The sequence below is a fragment of the Amphritea opalescens genome (assembly GCF_003957515.1).
Classification (GTDB): Bacteria; Pseudomonadota; Gammaproteobacteria; order Pseudomonadales; family Balneatricaceae; genus Amphritea; species Amphritea opalescens.
In genome coordinates this window covers 1-18,248 of record NZ_RQXW01000024.1, presented here as the reverse complement: position 1 = coordinate 18,248, position 18,248 = coordinate 1, and the positions used below count along the sequence as shown (strand labels likewise).

Genomic DNA, 18,248 nt, shown 5'->3' with positions numbered 1-18,248 from the left:
TGTAAGTAGATCAAACGAGTGTTGCGGCTAAGGCGCGATACTCTTTATCCCAGCTTTTGGTTTCTTTCTTCGAAGGGCCACCAACGATATTCAGTGCATGACGGATACGGGCACGGCTCATATCGGGACCGAGGATCTGCATAGAATCCACCACCGAGACACTGGCACTGGTACCAGCAATCGCAATGAACAGCGGAAACAGAAAATCTCGAACTTTATAACCCATCGCATCACCCAGCGCTTTGCACTGTGCGAATAGGTGGTCTTTGTCCCAGTTCTGTTCGGTGTCGAGCATCCAAGATGCAAATTGCAGAATACGACGAATATCGTCTTTCTCTAAGCTCTTGTGAGCAAAGCTCTCTTCGGTGATCGGTAACATGCCGGACAACAGAAAGCCCGCAACAGGCGCGACATCGGAGAATTTTTCGATCCGCTGTTTGAGCAGTGGAATAATCTGCATCAGGTACTCAGGGTTCAGTGCCCATTGCTGGAAGGCAGCCGCGAACTGTTCATCAGTCAGCTCTTCACGAATCCAAAGACCGTTCAACCAACTGAGTTTTTCCTGATCGAAGATCGGGCCACCCAGCGATACACGGTTGATATCGAAGTGTTCGATCATCTCGTCTAGGCTGAATTTTTCCCGCTCATCCGGCATTGACCAACCCATGCGCGCTAAATAGTTAAGCACCGCTTCGGCCATATACCCCATACGCTGATAATAGATAATGCTGGTTGGGTTCTTACGCTTAGACAGCTTTGATTTATCTGGGTTACGCAGCAGTGGCATATGACACAGTTTAGGCATATCCCAACCAAAGTAGTTATACAGTAACTGATGTTTCGGGGCAGAGTTGATCCACTCCTCGCCTCGCAATACGTGGGTAATCTCCATCAGGTGATCATCCACCACATTGGCGAGGTGATAGGTTGGCATGCCGTCAGATTTCATCAGAATCTGGCAGTCGACCTGCGCCCAATCTACTTCGATGCTACCGCGCAGCATATCGTCAAACACGCAGACACCCTCTTCCGGCACCTTCATGCGCACGACATAGGGTTCGCCCGCCGCTTCGCGTTTAGCCACTACTTCAGCCGGTAGCGCTAGATCACTCTCTTTCAGCGCGCTTTGTAAACCCTGAGCGCGCCGTTCGTTGCGCAGTTCATCTAGTTCGGCTGAGGTGCGGTAACATTTAAAGGCATGACCACTATCGAGCAGAATCTGAGTATGTTGCTGATAAATATCACCTCGCTCGCTTTGACGGTATGGGCCAAAAGGTCCAGGCTTATCGGGGCCTTCAGCCCAATCCAAACCTAACCAGCGCAGCGAATCAAGAATCATCTGTTCTGATTCTGCGGTACTACGGGTCTGATCGGTATCTTCAATACGCAGGATAAACTCTCCTCCGTGTTGACGGGCAAAAGCCATATTGAACAGAGCGATGTAGGCGGTGCCTACGTGCGGATCACCGGTTGGAGACGGTGCGATACGGGTACGTACGGTCATCAGAAAATATGCATCCAGACTGATTTAGGGAAATTGGCTGGCATTATACCTGCTTGACCGATAAGCGCCTACCGTAATCCAACCCGCAGTCGATCTTACACAGAGACCAACAACCAACCGCACCGATTTAGTGCAATTCAGCGTTAACGCAAGTTCTCTCCGCTTTTCAGTAATCCATACTCCTGTCCGAGCAGCCATCCGCGGCCCTGCTTAGGTTTCAGCGAGTCTAAACCACTTTTGCATGAGGGCTGCTTGGATGACATTTTAGGCTGGCACGCTAAGTGCACTGTGATTGATACCTTCTTAAGAATAATCCCTATGACCACGATTCAATCACAACCGGAACGGGTACTCGTCATTGATAAGGATACCGCCCGTTCAGCACTGCTAGAACAAGCTCTAAACGATCAGGGCTATGAGGTAGTCAGTCGCCTACATGATACCGAGGGATTAATCGCTCAAGTGGAACAGATTCAGCCGGATATTATTATTATCGAGCTGGACTCTCCCGACCGTGACGTTCTAGAACACATGGCAACTCTGAACAGTCATATTCCTCGCCCAGTGGTGATGTTTGCCGAATCCGGTGACAGTCAAACGATTCAAAAAGCGATCAAAGCGGGCGTCAGCGCCTATGTGGTTGACGGCATGAGCCCCGATCGAATTCAGTCCATCATGGATGTAGCGGCTGCCCGTTTTCGAGAGTTTCAAGCGCTACGCAACGAACTCAATGATGTCCGCAATGAATTGGAAGATCGTAAACAGCTAGAACAGGCGAAACGTCTCATTATGAAACATCAACAATGCACCGAAGATAAAGCCTATACCGCCATGCGCAAGATGGCGATGGATCAGGGTAAAACCATGACACAGATAGCAAAAAACATCATATCAGTACTTGAGATGCTGAATTAAGCACAGGGCCAACATCATGACATTACTACACAGCCCGACACTGGATGCACCGGAAAAATCCGATCTAACACTTGGTTTTTTACCCTTGATGGATTGCGCCCCACTGGTGATCGCCAAAGAAAAAGGTTTTTTTAGCGAGGTAGGCCTCAATGTTCAATTAAGCCGTGAAGGCTCTTGGGCCTCCATCCGCGATAAAGTCATGCTCGGGCTGCTCGATGGCGCGCAGATGCTAGCAGGCATTCCCCTCGCCTCAACCCTAGGTTTAGGATCACCGCGGATACCGATGGTAACCGCCTTTAGCATTGGCTTAAACGGTAACGCTATCACCCTCTCCCGCGAACTACTCGCGGAGATTGATGAGCTCGGCCACCACCCCAGCGACAGCTCAGCGGCAGGGTTAAAACAACTGATCGCCTATCGTCAAGCCAGTGGTCGGCCCAAAATAACACTCGCCATGGTGTACACCTATTCGGCCCATAGTTATCTGCTGCGGTATTGGCTCAGCGCGGCGGGTATTGATCCCGATAACGATATCAATCTAACAGTCGTGCCGCCGCCACAGATGGCAGTCACCATGAAGAAAGGCTTAATCGATGGTTATTGTGCCGGCGAGCCTTGGAACTCCGTTGCTCAGGAGATGGGCATTGGCAGCCCTGTGATCTCCGGTTATCAGATCTGGAATAACTGTCCTGACAAAGTCTTCGCCGTATTAGAAAGCTGGCATGATGCGCACCCTGCCACCCATCAGGCGTTAATCTGCGCCTTGATTCAAGCATCTAACTGGCTAGACATGCCACAAAATAGTGAGGAAGCTTTGAATATTCTACTGGGTCACGCCTACCTCGGCCCAGCGCTATCAATGCTGTCGCACCCCCAGCTTAAACAGGGTAACCGATTGTTTTTCCGTTATGCCGCCAGCTATCCTTGGCGCTCCCATGCGCTGTGGTTTCTGGAACAGATGCAGCACTCGCAACAACTCAAGGAGGAGACCGACCTGCAGCAAGTTGCCTGTCAGGTGTATCGACCCGATCTGTACCGCAGCGTGGCCAGCAAAATGAAACTTTCCCATCCGACGATCGACTTCAAGCCTGAAGGGTTTCATGACAACGAGTGGGTTTTACAAGGCAGCGCAGGAGCCGTCACCATGGGCAGTGATCTATTCTTTAACGGTGGCACCTTTGAACCTAACCGGCTTTAAAGCGGATAGCGTTGATGCAAGCGCTGTTTAAGTGCTCAACGCCCTTCGACAGCACTATATAAGTGCAGAATACAGCCCCAAACGTTCAGCGTATGCATTCTTAATCATCATAAAAATCACTAAGCTATTGTTTAAAAAGAGTTTTAAGCTTTATGGCACACTACCTGCTTTATCTGTATCAATAAATATAAATACTCGAAACCACTTATCCGGTTTCACACATGACAACGACGTCTGCTCTTACTGATAGTGATATCAGGACAGGGCAGGCGTTTTTTTTTGATTATTTTTTGGTACATACAGGAGCCAACAACATGACTCACACACTGCTTTCTAAGATGATAAAACGCCGTACTCTGCTGCAACATGCGGTAACAATGTTCGGCGCAGTAGCGGTCGGTAGCATGCTTACGCTCAGTTCAGCGCAGGCGGCTGTCGGCGAACCCGAAAAAGAAGATCTAAAGTTTGGCTTTATCAAACTAACGGATATGGCGCCATTGGCCGTTGCCTATGAAAAAGGCTATTTCGAAGATGAAGGCCTGTATGTTCAGCTAGAAGCCCAAGCGAACTGGAAAGTACTACTCGACCGTGTGATTGATGGTCAATTAGATGGTGCCCATATGTTAGCAGGGCAGCCATTAGGTGCCACCATCGGCTTCGGCACTCAGGCACACATCATTACAGCGTTTAGTATGGACCTTAACGGTAACGCCATCACCGTTTCCAACGATATCTGGAAACAGATGAAACCCTATATCGATAAAGATGCAGACGGCAAACCGATCCACCCAATCAAAGCGGATGCGCTTAAACCGGTTGTTGACGCCTATAAAGAACAAGGCAAGCCCTTTAATATGGGCATGGTCTTCCCCGTTTCGACACACAACTACGAACTACGCTATTGGCTAGCCGCCGGTGGTATTCACCCAGGCTTTTATGCGCCTCATAAAGGTGATTCCTCTGGCCAGATCGACGCCGACGCCCTGCTCTCGGTAACACCACCACCGCAAATGCCTGCCACCATGGAAGCCGGCACGATCTACGGTTATTGCGTTGGCGAACCTTGGAATCAACAGGCCGTTTTTAAAGGGATCGGCGTCCCAGTCGTCACCGACTATGAAATTTGGAAAGATAATCCGGAAAAAGTCTTCGGTGTCTCTAAAGGCTGGGCGGATAAGTACCCGAATACCCATATTCGTGTCGTCAAAGCGATGATCAGAGCGGCTAAATGGTTAGATGACAATAACAACGGTAACCGCCCAGAAGCGGTAGAGATTCTGTCTCGCCCTGAATATGTGGGTGCGGATTACGAAGTGATTGCCAACTCGATGACCGGCACCTTCGAATACGAAAAAGGTGATAAGCGCGAAGTGCCCGACTTTAATGTCTTCTTCCGCCATAACGCCACCTATCCCTACTATTCTGATGCTATTTGGTACCTAACCCAAATGCGTCGCTGGGGTCAGATTGCCGAGCCAAAATCGGACGAATGGTTTATGGAAACAGCGAAAAAAGTCTATCGCCCAGATATCTATGCGCTGGCCGCGAGTGAGTTAATCGCAGAGGGTAAAGTGGAGAGCAGTGAATTCCCAGACTTCACCGCTGAGTCAGGTTTCAAACCACCTCAAACTCACTTTATCGATAACATTACCTACGACGGCACTCAGCCTAACAAATATCTCACCAAGTTTAAGATCGGCCTCAAACCCGATACTGAAATTTAACATTGAGACCCAGTCTTAATATCCATGGCGAGCAATAACCCACAGAAAACCAAAGGGTTGTCCATGGGCAACCCGTTGGAGATACAGTATGAGCAACATCGCACTTAAACTATTCAAAGCATTAGGCTTACCCGAAAAGCTGAGCGCGGCTCAGGTGATCAAAGCCCTGTTAGTGCCCTTGAGCGGCATTCTGGTGTTTCTGTTTATCTGGAATATCGCCGCACAAAATATTCATACCTCCCTAGGAGAGTTTCCCGGCCCCTCCCAAGTCTACGCACAGAGCGTCAACCTGCTCGCAGAACATAATCGGGAACGGCAGAAAGAGGTGGCCTTCCATCAACGTCAGGATGTCCGCAATGCCAAAAAGCTCGAGAAGAACCCCGATGCGGTGGTGAAAACACGCCCCTACACCGGTAAACCGACCTTTATTGATCAGATAGGCACAAGCCTCGTGACAGTATTAGCAGGCTTTTTTGCCGCGTCACTCATTGCGATCCCCGCAGGCATCGTGATCGGTTTGAATAAAACCCTCTATAGCGCGTTTAATCCGGTTATCCAGCTCTTCAAACCCGTGTCACCGTTGGCATGGCTACCTCTGGTCACCATGGTGGTCAGTGCGATCTATGTCAGTGATGACCCGATGTTTGCCAAATCCTTTGTCACCTCACTCATCACCGTATCCTTGTGTTGCCTATGGCCTACCCTGCTAAATACCGCCGTGGGGGTGTCGACAATCAGTGCTGATCTTAATAATGTCAGCAAAGTGCTGCGGCTCTCTTGGTTAACACACGTCATAAAGATTGTTATCCCCTCGGCTATTCCGATGATCTTCACCGGTCTTCGACTCTCTCTCGGTATTGCCTGGATGGTATTGATCGCCGCCGAGATGCTGGCACAAAACCCTGGACTGGGTAAGTTTGTCTGGGATGAGTTTCAAAATGGTAGTTCTAACTCACTGGGACGCATCATGGTGGCCGTATTAGTGATCGGCCTGATCGGCTTCATGCTCGATCGCATCATGCTAGCACTGCAGAAAAAAGTATCTTGGGATAAATCCGTCGAACTGCGCTAAGGCAGCATTAAGGAGAAAAGTGATGACCAATAAACACCTTGAGCTCACCGGCGTCGATATTGATTTTCCAACGCCGAATGGACCATTTAAAGCACTCAGCAATGTTAACCTAAAGATCGATCGGGGTGAGTTTGTCTCTCTGATCGGTCATTCAGGCTGCGGTAAATCGACCGTTCTCAACATTGTCGCCGGTTTATATCAGGCGACCAAGGGCGGCGTTTTACTCGATGGCAAAGAGGTTAACGAACCGGGCCCTGAACGGGCGGTCGTATTCCAAAACCATTCATTGCTTCCTTGGTTAACCGCTTATGAGAACGTCGAACTGGCCGTTAAGCAGGTTTTCAAAAAGAGTAAATCCAAAGCAGAGATGAAGGAGTGGATCGAACATAATCTCCGTTTAGTGCACATGGACCATGCCATGCACAAACGTCCAGATGAGATTTCCGGCGGCATGAAACAACGTGTCGGCATCGCCCGCGCACTCGCCATGGAACCCACGGTCATGCTGATGGATGAACCCTTTGGCGCCCTAGACGCCCTCACCCGCGCCCACCTACAAGATTCACTCATGGAGATTCAGGCAGATTTGAATAACACCGTGATTATGATTACCCACGATGTTGATGAGGCGGTGTTATTGTCGGATCGCATCGTCATGATGACCAACGGCCCTGCCGCTACTGTCGGCGAGATACTGGACGTGAAATTAGAACGTCCCCGCCACCGCCTTGATTTAGCCGATGACCCGGAATATAACCATTATCGGGCCGCCGTTTTAAGCTTTCTCTATGAGAAGCAAAGAACCCCGGGCGAACCTATCGCTCAACCGGCGAAAAAACAGGCACCTTCAACACCGGCTGCAGATAAAACACCGGAAACCTGCGCGTCGAACAGCACGGTTAACTCTGCTAGAACAGAAAAATCTCCGACGGATGAACAGGCCGCCTAAACAGCCCCGTTCTCTGTTCTACGACCCAGCAATCGCTGGGTTTTTTTATACCATATTTACACTGAACCCAACCCTATCAGGCCCCTCGCCTGCTCTCTCGCCACCCCTCAACACAATCCCTCAGCACAGCCCCTCACCACAAGCCCTTATCACAGGCGCACAACAAAGGCCTCTTAGTGTGCACAACGCTGAAAACCCGCACCAAGATCGTTCAAATAAACGATAGAAATACTGAAGCGATGAATAAGAATCGGCTTACAAGCCTGTAAGCTATTGAATATTAATGCTATTTACAAAAGTGGCACACTCTCTGCTTTATACTACGTGCCTATCTTAGGCTTCTCATATTTTTTTTTTGGACAATGGTGTTCATCCTCCAGTACTTCGCACTTGTACTGGTCGGTGAATGCCATTTTTTTTTGGATTTTTTTTATGCCTAAAGCTCATCTCATCATTATCGGTAACGGCATGGCAAGTGGTCGTTTGCTGGACGAGATTCTGAAACGAAATCCGGACCAGTACCGGATCACCGTATTCGGAGCCGAAGGCTATGCCAACTACAACCGCATCATGCTATCACCCGTATTAGCCGGTGAAATGCACGCGGACGATATCGTGACTCATTCGGAACAGTGGTATCGAGATAACCATATCAGTCTTCATAGTGCGGACCCTGTTAGCGCGATTAACACCCTGACACAGACTTTAAGCTGCCAAAGCGGTGATCAATTTAGTTATGACAAGCTCGTCTTTGCAACCGGCTCTAACCCGATCACTCCTGCCGCACCCGGTGTAACGCTGGATGGCGTACTTAGTTTTCGTAACCTAGCCGATATTGATCAGATCATGGCGAAAGTCCCCCAGATAAGCCACGCCACGGTCATCGGTGGCGGGTTATTAGGCTTAGAGGCGGCGTGGGGATTAAAACAACAGGGGCTCGAGGTGACCGTTATTCACCGAGGCCAGTGGTTACTCAATCGTCAGCTCGACCCTGCCGCAGGCGAGCTATTAAAACAATCGCTCGAATCCCGTGGCATTCAATTTAAGCTGGGGGCTGACATCAGTCAGTTCACGGCTGAGTTAAACCCGACTTCAGATCAGCAGATAACACAGAATGAATCCCTACGTCAGATCATTTTGAAAAACGGTGAGGTTATTCCGACTGAACTGGCGGTTATTGCCATCGGTATCACGCCCAATCACAGCCTCGCTAAGCTCAGTGACATCGCATGTGACAGAGGCGTTCTCGTTAACGACCGGCTCCAAAGCTCAGCCGCGAATGTTTATGCCCTTGGCGAGTGCACCCAATTTGGCGATCACACCTTTGGGTTGGTCGCACCACTCTGGGATCAAGCGAGCATACTTGCGGATCAGCTTTGCCAGAGCGCCGACCACCGCTTCAGCGTGCAACCCTGCGCCACCAAACTCAAAGTATCCGGTATCGATCTGTTTTCCGCCGGTGAGTTTTTGGATACTCCCGATAGCGAATCGATCGTCTATCAAGACCCCAACAATGGCATCTATCGCAAACTTATTTTTCGTCATCAGCGACTCACCGGCGCCGTGTTATTCGGCGCGGTTAATGATGGCAATTGGTATTTCGAACTGATGCAGACAAAACAAAAAGTTCAGCACTTGCCCGAACTCATTTTTGGCCGACGTTACTGTGATGTTGAATCCATCACCTCATCTGCCGGTGCAACCGATATAAACGCCTCAGCACCTCAATTAAGCTTGGCAACAGGAGCGACCTCATGAAAAAAACAAAACTGGTAATCGCGGGCAACGGTATGGTTGGCCATCAATTCCTACAGACGCTGGCGGATAGCGCACAACTAGACCGTTTTGACGTCACTGTTTTCTGCGAAGAGAGCCGACTAGCCTACGATCGAGTGCACCTGAGCGCGTACTTTTCCGGCGCAACCGCAGACGATCTTGCCATGGGTAATGCCGATCTCTATCGCAGCTGGGGCCTCACCGTACTCACGGGTGAGACAGTCACGGATATCAACCGAGACGAACAATCGGTCACGACCGATAAGGGCCAAGCACTCCGTTATGACAAACTGGTACTAGCAACCGGCTCTTATCCTTTTGTCCCTCCTGTGCCGGGCCACGACCGACCACAGTGTTTAGTCTATCGTACCCTGGATGATCTCGATGCGATTGCTGCTGCGGCTAAAAACGCCACCGTCGGCACCGTGGTCGGAGGAGGCCTACTGGGTTTAGAAGCGGCAAAAGCGTTAACCGATCTCGGCTTGAAAACCCATGTCGTTGAATTCGCCCCACGCTTGATGGCGGTTCAGCTGGATGATGGCGGCGGTGCGATGCTACGCCAAAAAATCGAAGCGCTGGACGTCAGCGTGCATACGGAAAAAAACACTCAGCTCATTGATGACGGTGAACAGTGTTTCCACAAAATGAATTTCGCCGATGGCGAAGTGCTAGAAACCGACCTAATTCTCTTCTCTGCCGGTATCCGCCCGCGAGATGAACTGGCCCTCCAGAGTGATCTTGAGGTTGGTGAGCGCGGCGGCATCGTCATCAATAACCACTGCCAAACCTCTGACCCTAGTATTTATGCCATCGGTGAATGTGCCCTCTGGAATAAGCAGATTTTTGGATTAGTGGCACCGGGTAATCAGATGGCTAAAGTGGCCGTATCTCACCTCACTGGGGGTAGCGATAGTTTCACCGGTGCCGATATGAGTACCAAACTGAAATTAATGGGTGTCGATGTCGCCAGTATTGGTGATGCCCATAGTCGCACACCCGGTGCCCGCAACTATACCTTTGTTGATGAACGTGCAGAGGTCTACAAAAAGCTTGTGGTATCCGCCGATAGTAAGACGCTGCTCGGGGCGATTCTGGTGGGCGAAGCGGAAAACTACGGCACACTATTACAATATATGCTCAACGGTATTCACCTACCAGAATACCCAGATTCGCTGATTCTACCTAACCGAGGCGATGATACACAAACCGGCTTGGGGGTTGCTGCACTGCCAGAAACCGCGCAGATCTGCTCCTGTCACGACGTCAGTAAAGCCGATGTGCGGGCCGCACTTGATAGCGGCTGTTGCAGCCTTGCCGATGTAAAAGGCGGCACGAAAGCCGCCACCGGTTGCGGTGGTTGTTCTGCCCTATTAACCGACCTGGTCAATCACGAACTCGAAGAGCGGGGTGTCGATGTTAACCGCGACCTATGCGAGCATTTCCCGTATACCCGTCAAGATCTATATAACATCGTGCGTATCGAAGGGATTCGCAGCTTTGATGAACTTCTCGATAAACATGGCCACGGGCATGGCTGTGAGATATGCCGACCTGCGGCGGGCAGTATCTTGGCCTCTTGCTGGAATGATTTCATTCTCACCGAGCAAAACGTGAGCCTGCAGGATACCAACGATACGTTTATGGCCAATATGCAAAAAGACGGCACCTATTCAGTGGTGCCTCGGGTCGCAGGCGGCGAAATCACCGCCGATAAACTGATCGTACTCGGGCAAGTGGCTAAACAGTACAACCTTTATAGCAAAATTACCGGCGGACAACGGGTCGACCTTTTTGGTGCCCGTTTAGAGCAGCTACCTGAGATCTGGAAGATTCTAATTGATGCCGGTTTTGAAACCGGCCACGCCTACGGCAAATCACTGCGTACCGTTAAATCCTGCGTCGGCAGCACCTGGTGTCGCTTTGGCGTCGATGATAGTGCCGGGTTAGCCATCGATCTGGAGAATCGCTATAAAGGCCTTCGTGCGCCACACAAAATCAAATTTGCCGTGTCCGGTTGCACCCGAGAGTGTGCCGAGGCGCAAAGCAAAGATATCGGCATTATCGCCACCGAAAAAGGCTGGAACCTCTACGTTTGCGGTAACGGTGGCATGAAGCCTCGCCACGGCGACCTGTTTGCTACCGACCTCGATCGCGCCACCCTGATCACTTATATCGATCGCGTTCTTATGTTCTATATCAAAACAGCCGACCGCCTACAACGCACCTCGGTATGGATGGAAAATATGGAAGGCGGATTGGATTACCTACGTCAGGTTGTTATTCAAGATAGCTTGAGCTTAAACGAAGAGTTAGAGCAGCAGATGGCCGAGGTCGTCGCCACTTATCAATGTGAGTGGAAAACCACCCTCGATGACCCTGAAGCACTCAAACGCTTCCGCCATTTTGTTAATTCCGACGCACCGGATAGCAACATTGTGTTCGTTGAAGAGCGGCAGCAGATTCGCCCCGCTACCCCAGATGAAAAAAACGCCATTGCCGCCGAGCCGATTAAGCTGGTCAGTTAAAACAGAGGAGATAACGATGACAACCGATACCAACTGGACTGCGGTATGCAGTCAAAACGATCTAGTGGCCGACTCTGGCATCTGTGCGTTGATCCACAATACTCAAATCGCACTGTTCTATATCAAAAAAGAACAAGCGGTATTTGCGGTGGCCAACCTCGACCCTTTCAGTCAAGCCAATGTCTTATCACGTGGATTAGTCGGCTCAAAAGATCAGCAGATATTTGTCGCCTCGCCGGTGTATAAACAGCACTTCTGTCTTAAAACCGGCCACTGTCTAGAGGATGAAAACAACTCGATTCAAGCCTGGCCTGCCCGTATCGAAAAGGGTCAGGTAGAAGTGCTCTTCTGATCCAGCGCGACACCTTGCGCGGCACCATGGTGGCCGCGCTTGGGTCATAGTGTTAACCGCTCATATACCCGCTGATCCCATGCATCAGCCACATAGGAAACCGAATTCATGACTCAGACAGCCAAGCCGGAAACCTGTCAGGTAAAAACCACCTGCCCCTATTGCGGTGTTGGCTGTGGCGTGAATGCCATCATCAGTAACGACCAACTCATCGCAGTCAGTGGTGATAAAAGCCACCCCGCGAATGAGGGACGCCTCTGTGTTAAGGGTGCAGCGCTACATGAAACCGCGGGGCTCGAAGGGCGCCTGTTAGAACCACAGATCAACGGCGAAACCACTAGCTGGGATCAAGCCATTGAACATATCGCCCAGGGGTTTCGCCAAACGATTGAAACCCATGGCCCTGATTCGGTGGCTCTTTACCTTTCCGGTCAGATTTTGACTGAAGACTACTATGTCGCCAATAAGTTAATGAAAGGCTTTATCGGTTCCGCCAATGTCGATACCAACTCTCGATTGTGCATGTCATCCGCAGTGGCAGCCCATAAACGCGCCTTTGGTGCTGACCTCGTGCCCGGATGTTATGAAGATCTGGAACTGGCCGACCTGCTGATTTTGGTCGGATCAAATACCGCTTGGGCGCACCCCGTTATCTATCAACGCATTCTTGCGGCAAAGAAAAAACGCCCCGAGATGAAAGTGGTGGTTATCGACCCACGCCGCACCGCGACCTGTGATATGGCCGACCTTCACCTGTCATTAAAACCCGGCAGCGACGGTTATCTATTTACCGGCCTATTAAGCTATCTGGCCGATCATCATACGTTGGATATCAGCTATATCGCCCAGCATACCGAAGGCTTCGAGAACGCCTTACGGGCGGCGAACAGCATCACCGGCAACCTAGCAGATACCGCCAAGCTGTGTGGTTTAGAAGAGCAGGATCTTCACCAACTGTATGACTGGTTTAGTCGCACCGATAAAGTAGTCACCCTCTTTTCTCAGGGTATCAATCAATCCTCATCCGGTGTGGATAAAGGCAACGCTATTATCAATTGCCACCTAGCAACGGGGAAAATAGGTAAACCCGGCGCGGCGCCCTTTTCCATTACCGGTCAGCCTAATGCCATGGGTGGCAGAGAGGTTGGCGGCTTAGCCAATCAATTAGCGGCCCATATGGACTTTAGCACCCCTGCTAATATCGAATTAGTCGAATCCTTTTGGCAAGCCCCACACATGGCCCGCAGCGAAGGGCTCAAAGCGGTGGATATGTTTCAGGCGGTCAGTGAAGGAAAAATCAAAGCGATCTGGATTATCGGTACGAATCCTGTGGTCAGTATGCCCGATGCCGACTTTATACGTGATGCACTCGAACGCTGTGAATTGGTGGTCGTCTCCGACTGTATGGCGAAAACCGACACCACCGCTTGCGCCAATGTCCTACTACCCGCCACAGGTTGGGCAGAAAAAGATGGCACCGTGACCAATTCTGAACGGATGATCTCGCGGCAACGAAGCTTTCTCAGCGCCGCTGGAAACAGTCGTCACGATTGGCAAATCATCTGCGCGGTGGCCCAAGCGATGGGCTATAAACAAGGCTTTAGCTTTAAGACACCCAGCGAGATTTTTGCCGAACACGCGGCACTATCGGGATATCAAAATAAGGGGCAACGTTTTTTTGATATCAGCGGACTGTCTGAACTCTCACCAAAAGAATACAACCAACTAGAGCCCGTCAGATGGCCTCTTACAAAGGGGCAACAAAACGGCCCGCTGCGATTATTTACGGAGGGTCGATTTAACACCCCCTCAGGCCGCGCACGCATGCTGCCAATTACCCCTCAAGCGCCACTCAATCAGGTGTCCGAAGAGTACCCTTTGGTTCTCAATACCGGTCGGATTCGAGATCAATGGCACACCATGACCCGTACCGCTAAAGCGGCTCGACTACTCAATCATATTGATCAGCCCTATGTAGAATTATCGCTACAGGATGCGCAGCATTATGGTATTAGCGAACAAGATCTAGTCGAAGTTCGCAGCACACAGGGACGCTGTCTCGTTAAAGCAAAGCTGTCGGCAGGCCAACCGGCCGGTTCACTGTTTATGCCGATTCATTGGACGGCACAATTTGCCTCTGAAGCGCGGGTCGATAGCTTATTTACAGCGATTAAAGATCCTATCTCTGGACAGCCAGAGGCAAAGCATTGCCCCGTTATCATCCAAAAAGTAGAGAGTCGCTGGCAGGCTATTCTGATTACCCATCAGGAACCCAAGATCCTCCCCTGCGAATACTGGTGTAAAATTCCGCTGGCACAGGGGTTTCGCTATGAACTCACCGGCTTGTATCTACCTCAAGATTGGCAAGCATGGCTACAACAGTTGATCACACTGGGGGATGATCGAATCGAGCTAAAGGCCTCATCCACTTACCGTATGGTGAGTTTTGAGCAGCAACAACCGGAATCACTGTTTTTCGCTTCCACCGATGCTCTAGCGAACAGCAGTTGGCTAAGTAAACAGTTCACCCAGCCGATTGATTCTGCCGCTCAACGCATGTCGCTTCTCGCGGGGAAACCGGTGGATAACAACGATGACGGCGGTAACATCGTCTGCAGCTGTTTTGAGGTGGGTGAAAACACGATTCGTCAGGCTATAAAACAGGGCGTAAACAGCACCGATAAACTGGCGACGCAGCTAAAATGCGGCAGTAACTGCGGCTCCTGCCTACCGGAGATTAGAGCGATGCTGAAATAATCACTAAAACTATCTCTTAGAATAAGCACTTAGAACGAGCACTTCGCATAAGCACTGAAACCAGTGCTTAAACTGGCTCTCAAAATAAGCGCTTAAAGTCGCGCGTTAAAACAGCGACTAAAAAAGTGCTTTGATCATATCGAGATAACCGTTATCCCAAGCCACACTAGCCCAGACCACCCAAGTCATATTCAGCATCATAAAAACCGCGGCCGAGCCCATATCTTTGGCCCGTCCGGCTAGTTCATGATATTCAGGCCCCCAACGATCCACCACCGCTTCAATGGCCGAATTAACAATCTCAAAGGCCAATACCAGAAAACAGCAGGCCAGCAATAAAGCGAGCTGCATACCCGATTCCGCCAGCCAGAAAGCCGCAGGCAGCAACACAAGAGCGGCGGTCGCCTCGTAGCGAAATGCGGGTTCTTCTACCCAGGCTGCTTTAATACCCTGGAGTGAATATTTAGTGGCAAAATAAAAACGTTTAACGCCGGTTCGTTTAACCTGATACATCGGAATAGCTACTGTTGAGGGACGAAGCCCGTATTAAAACATGAAAATAATGTCCATTCTACGACCGGCAATAGCGTCTAATGGCGATGGAAGCAGCCCCTCACTGCCGATCGCAGCAGATTCCCCTGGATGTATCCGTTATTTTTTAACCCTCAAAACGCGTCCAAAACGCTTCCAAAACGAAGAGTATCAGGCTTAAAAAGCACGGCTGAAGCGAAAAAAATAACCCTAATATCCGTTTAAAATAAATGCCCTTAAATGTTATAGTGGCTCCCTGCACGCCCCATTCAGCGACAATCTTAAGGCTTCAATTAAGCGCGCCAACACGCGGTTGTGTAGTTAACCAAGGATCTATTGATAACGGACCATCACAGCAGAACGGTAAGCAACATTCTTTCTCTTTGAATAGTTATATTATCGAAATGCTTAATCCTAAAGTAGATAAACAGCTGAATACTCTCGGCTTGGAACAATTAAACAATCTGCTAGAAAACTTAACCCAAAAATAGCAGAGAAAAAGCAGGCTATTAAAGCGGCCAGCAAACTCCCCCCCGCACCGAAAGTGATATACAAAAACTGGCAGAACTGCAGGGATTGGATCTCAGTGGTCTGATGCGGGAAATATCAAAACGCTGACAGTCAACCTAGGCCTGATACTCAATATGACCGAATCTAAACACATCACACCGCTCAACCGAACCTTCTCCGTTGCACCGATGATGGAGTGGACTGATCGACACTGTCGTTATTTCCACCGACTCATCAGCCAACATGCGGTGCTCTATACCGAAATGGTCACCACTGGCGCCTTGATTCATGGCGATCAACAACGCTTTCTCCGTTATAACGACGCCGAACACCCTCTCGCGTTACAACTCGGTGGCAGCCAACCGGAAGACCTCGCACTCTGTAGCCGAATGGCTGAAGATGCCGGCTATGATGAGGTGAACCTCAATGTCGGCTGCCCAAGTGATCGGGTACAAAACAATATGATCGGCGCCTGCCTGATGGCTCACCCTGAATTAGTAGCCGAGTGTTTGGCAAAAATGCAGTCAGCTGTCGCGATTCCTATCACCGTCAAACACCGGTTGGGGATAGATGATATGGATAGCTATGAAGAACTGCATCAATTCGTTGCAGCCATCAGCGAATCCGGCTGTAAAACCTTTATCATTCATGCCAGAAAAGCGATACTTAAAGGCCTGAGCCCAAAAGAAAACCGGGATATCCCGCCGCTCAAATATGAGTGGGTTTACCGCATTAAACAGGCATTTCCTGAACTGGAAATACTGATTAACGGCGGCATTAAAACACTCGATGAGACCCGTGCACATTTAAAACATGTCGATGGTGTGATGATTGGCCGCGAAGCCTACCATAACCCCTATATGATGAGTGAGGTTGATGCGCTTTATCAGTCTGATACGCCGCAGCAATCCCGCTTACAGATTATCGAGCAGATGTACCCCTACATCGAAGAGGAGCTAAAACAGGGCTGTTATCTAGGACATATCACCCGCCATCTACTCGGGCTGTTTCACGGCCAAGCGGGCGGTCGTCAATTCCGCCGCTACCTGAGTGAAAATGCCCATAAAGCGGGTGCTGATGTTGATGTGTTAAAACGGGCCGTTGAAAAAGTCGCCTCCCTTTAAGTAATTTACAGGAATATAAATATGGAAAGCCAGCTGGATCAGCTCAAAAAAATGACCACCATTGTTGCCGACACCGGTGATATTAATGCGATCAGAGACCTGAAACCGGTTGATGCGACCACAAACCCATCTCTATTACTCAAAGCGAGCCAAGACCCCGCTTACCGTCCCTATCTGGAACAAGCTAAAAGCTGGGCACTGAGCCAAGGCGGTAGTGATGGCGAACAGCTAGCCAATATGACCGATAAACTCGCGGTATTAGCCGGTTGTGAGATTCTCACGCTGATTCCCGGACGTATCTCTACCGAAGTCGATGCCCGACTATCCTTTGATACTCAAGCAACCATCGATAAAGCGAAAAAACTGATCGGCTTGTATAACGAAGCTGGTATCAGTAATGAGCGAGTACTGATTAAGATTGCATCTACTTGGGAGGGTATCGAAGCAGCCCGCCAATTGGAAAAAGAGGGCATCAACTGCAACCTAACTCTGCTGTTTGGTTTCGCACAAGCGATCGCCTGTGCTGATGCGGGAGTATTCTTGATCTCACCCTTTGTTGGCCGCATCCTCGATTGGCATAAAGCTAACAACCCTGAAGGTACCGATTTCAATGGCGCCAAAGATCCCGGCGTAGTCTCAGTCAGTCGTATCTACAATTACTACAAACATCACGGCTACAATACGGTCGTCATGGGTGCCAGTTTCCGCAGCAGTGAAGAGATTCGTCAGTTAGCCGGTTGTGACCGACTGACCATTAGCCCTGCCTTAATCTCAGAACTGGCCGACACCCCACTACCGCTAGACCAGAAACTGTTTGCTAACAATCCCCTATGCAATGAAGCCAAGCTGGAAAACAGCGAGCAAGCGTTCCGCTGGGCGATGAATGAAGATGCCATGGCCACGGAAAAACTCGCCGAAGGCATTCGTAATTTTGCGGCGGATCAAGTGAAGTTGGAAGAGTTACTGAGTCAAATCTAATATTAAATTTTAGCTATAAAGACAAAAACGCCGCCAATGAGAATTAGCGGCGTTTTTTATGTTGGGGAACTTGTTAAAAGGTGTTGGAGACTGTTGGCATCAGTGGTGCGGTTCGTTCCTCACCGACACCCTACAATATTACGATTGTGGGAGCTGCCTCTGGCTGCGATAAATAATATCATCCATGGTGCGGTTCGTTCCTCACCAGCACCCTTGTATCTCTCAGCGATGGATGATTAGCTATCTCCATTGCAAAGAAGTCAGTCAGTTTGGGAGCACCCTTAGCACTTTGATGCTGTGCCGTAGATTAAACCTGACTTCTTTTTTCTCCAA

General features: G+C 49.9%; 13 protein-coding genes. 11 read left to right on the top strand and 2 right to left on the bottom strand.

All coding sequences use genetic code 11. The features are described from left to right. Positions 1-10: 10 nt before the first annotated feature. The gene (gltX, locus tag EH243_RS17620) at positions 11-1,504 is read right to left on the bottom strand and encodes a glutamate--tRNA ligase (RefSeq protein ID WP_126159977.1); all 1,494 of its coding nucleotides are present in this window, start codon (positions 1,502-1,504) and stop codon (positions 11-13) included. Positions 1,505-1,822: 318 nt separating this feature from the next. Here gltX and EH243_RS17615 point away from each other — a divergent pair, with 318 nt between their 5' ends. The 9 genes from EH243_RS17615 to EH243_RS17575 all read left to right on the top strand — a co-directional run bounded on the left by EH243_RS17615 (position 1,823) and on the right by EH243_RS17575 (position 14,772). Next, entirely contained in the window at positions 1,823-2,419 is a 597-nt protein-coding gene (locus EH243_RS17615) for an ANTAR domain-containing response regulator (RefSeq protein WP_126159976.1), read from the top strand. 16 nt (positions 2,420-2,435) lie between these two features. After that, positions 2,436-3,617 (top strand): CmpA/NrtA family ABC transporter substrate-binding protein, encoded by a 1,182-nt coding sequence (locus EH243_RS17610; RefSeq protein ID WP_126159975.1) that lies wholly within the window; start codon positions 2,436-2,438, stop codon positions 3,615-3,617. 377 nt (positions 3,618-3,994) lie between these two features. Further along, the gene (locus EH243_RS17605) at positions 3,995-5,341 is read left to right on the top strand and encodes a CmpA/NrtA family ABC transporter substrate-binding protein (RefSeq protein WP_420897545.1); all 1,347 of its coding nucleotides are present in this window, start codon (positions 3,995-3,997) and stop codon (positions 5,339-5,341) included. Between the two features lie 88 nt (positions 5,342-5,429). Then, a complete protein-coding gene (locus EH243_RS17600; RefSeq protein WP_206441657.1) occupies positions 5,430-6,413 on the top strand; it encodes an ABC transporter permease in 984 nt (327 codons plus the stop codon). A 22-nt stretch (positions 6,414-6,435) separates the two neighbouring features. Continuing rightward, positions 6,436-7,362 carry an ABC transporter ATP-binding protein gene (locus tag EH243_RS17595; RefSeq protein ID WP_126159973.1) on the top strand — a complete coding sequence of 309 codons (927 nt, stop codon included), beginning with the start codon at positions 6,436-6,438 and terminating at the stop codon, positions 7,360-7,362. A 432-nt stretch (positions 7,363-7,794) separates the two neighbouring features. After that, positions 7,795-9,120, top strand: a complete 1,326-nt coding sequence (locus EH243_RS17590; RefSeq protein WP_126159972.1) for an NAD(P)/FAD-dependent oxidoreductase — start codon at positions 7,795-7,797, stop codon at positions 9,118-9,120. Then, positions 9,117-11,663, top strand: a complete 2,547-nt coding sequence (gene nirB, locus EH243_RS17585) for a nitrite reductase large subunit NirB (RefSeq protein ID WP_126159971.1) — start codon at positions 9,117-9,119, stop codon at positions 11,661-11,663. Before EH243_RS17590 ends, nirB begins: the two co-directional genes overlap by 4 nt. Positions 11,664-11,679: 16 nt before the next feature. Further along, positions 11,680-12,015 carry a nitrite reductase small subunit NirD gene (gene nirD, locus EH243_RS17580; RefSeq protein WP_126159970.1) on the top strand — a complete coding sequence of 112 codons (336 nt, stop codon included), beginning with the start codon at positions 11,680-11,682 and terminating at the stop codon, positions 12,013-12,015. A gap of 108 nt (positions 12,016-12,123) precedes the next feature. Continuing rightward, a complete protein-coding gene (locus EH243_RS17575; RefSeq protein WP_126159969.1) occupies positions 12,124-14,772 on the top strand; it encodes a nitrate reductase in 2,649 nt (882 codons plus the stop codon). Positions 14,773-14,889: 117 nt separating this feature from the next. On the opposite strand, the gene EH243_RS17570 is transcribed toward EH243_RS17575, so the two are convergent. Continuing rightward, positions 14,890-15,285: a diacylglycerol kinase gene (locus EH243_RS17570; RefSeq protein WP_126159968.1), complete on the bottom strand. Its 396-nt coding sequence runs from the start codon at positions 15,283-15,285 to the stop codon at positions 14,890-14,892. A gap of 662 nt (positions 15,286-15,947) precedes the next feature. On the opposite strand from EH243_RS17570, the gene dusA reads away from it, so the two are divergent. After that, positions 15,948-16,937 (top strand): tRNA dihydrouridine(20/20a) synthase DusA, encoded by a 990-nt coding sequence (dusA, locus tag EH243_RS17565; RefSeq protein ID WP_126159967.1) that lies wholly within the window; start codon positions 15,948-15,950, stop codon positions 16,935-16,937. A gap of 21 nt (positions 16,938-16,958) precedes the next feature. Continuing rightward, complete coding sequence (gene tal / locus EH243_RS17560) at positions 16,959-17,915, top strand: transaldolase (RefSeq protein ID WP_126159966.1); 957 nt, start codon at positions 16,959-16,961, stop codon at positions 17,913-17,915. Positions 17,916-18,248: the final 333 nt, after the last annotated feature.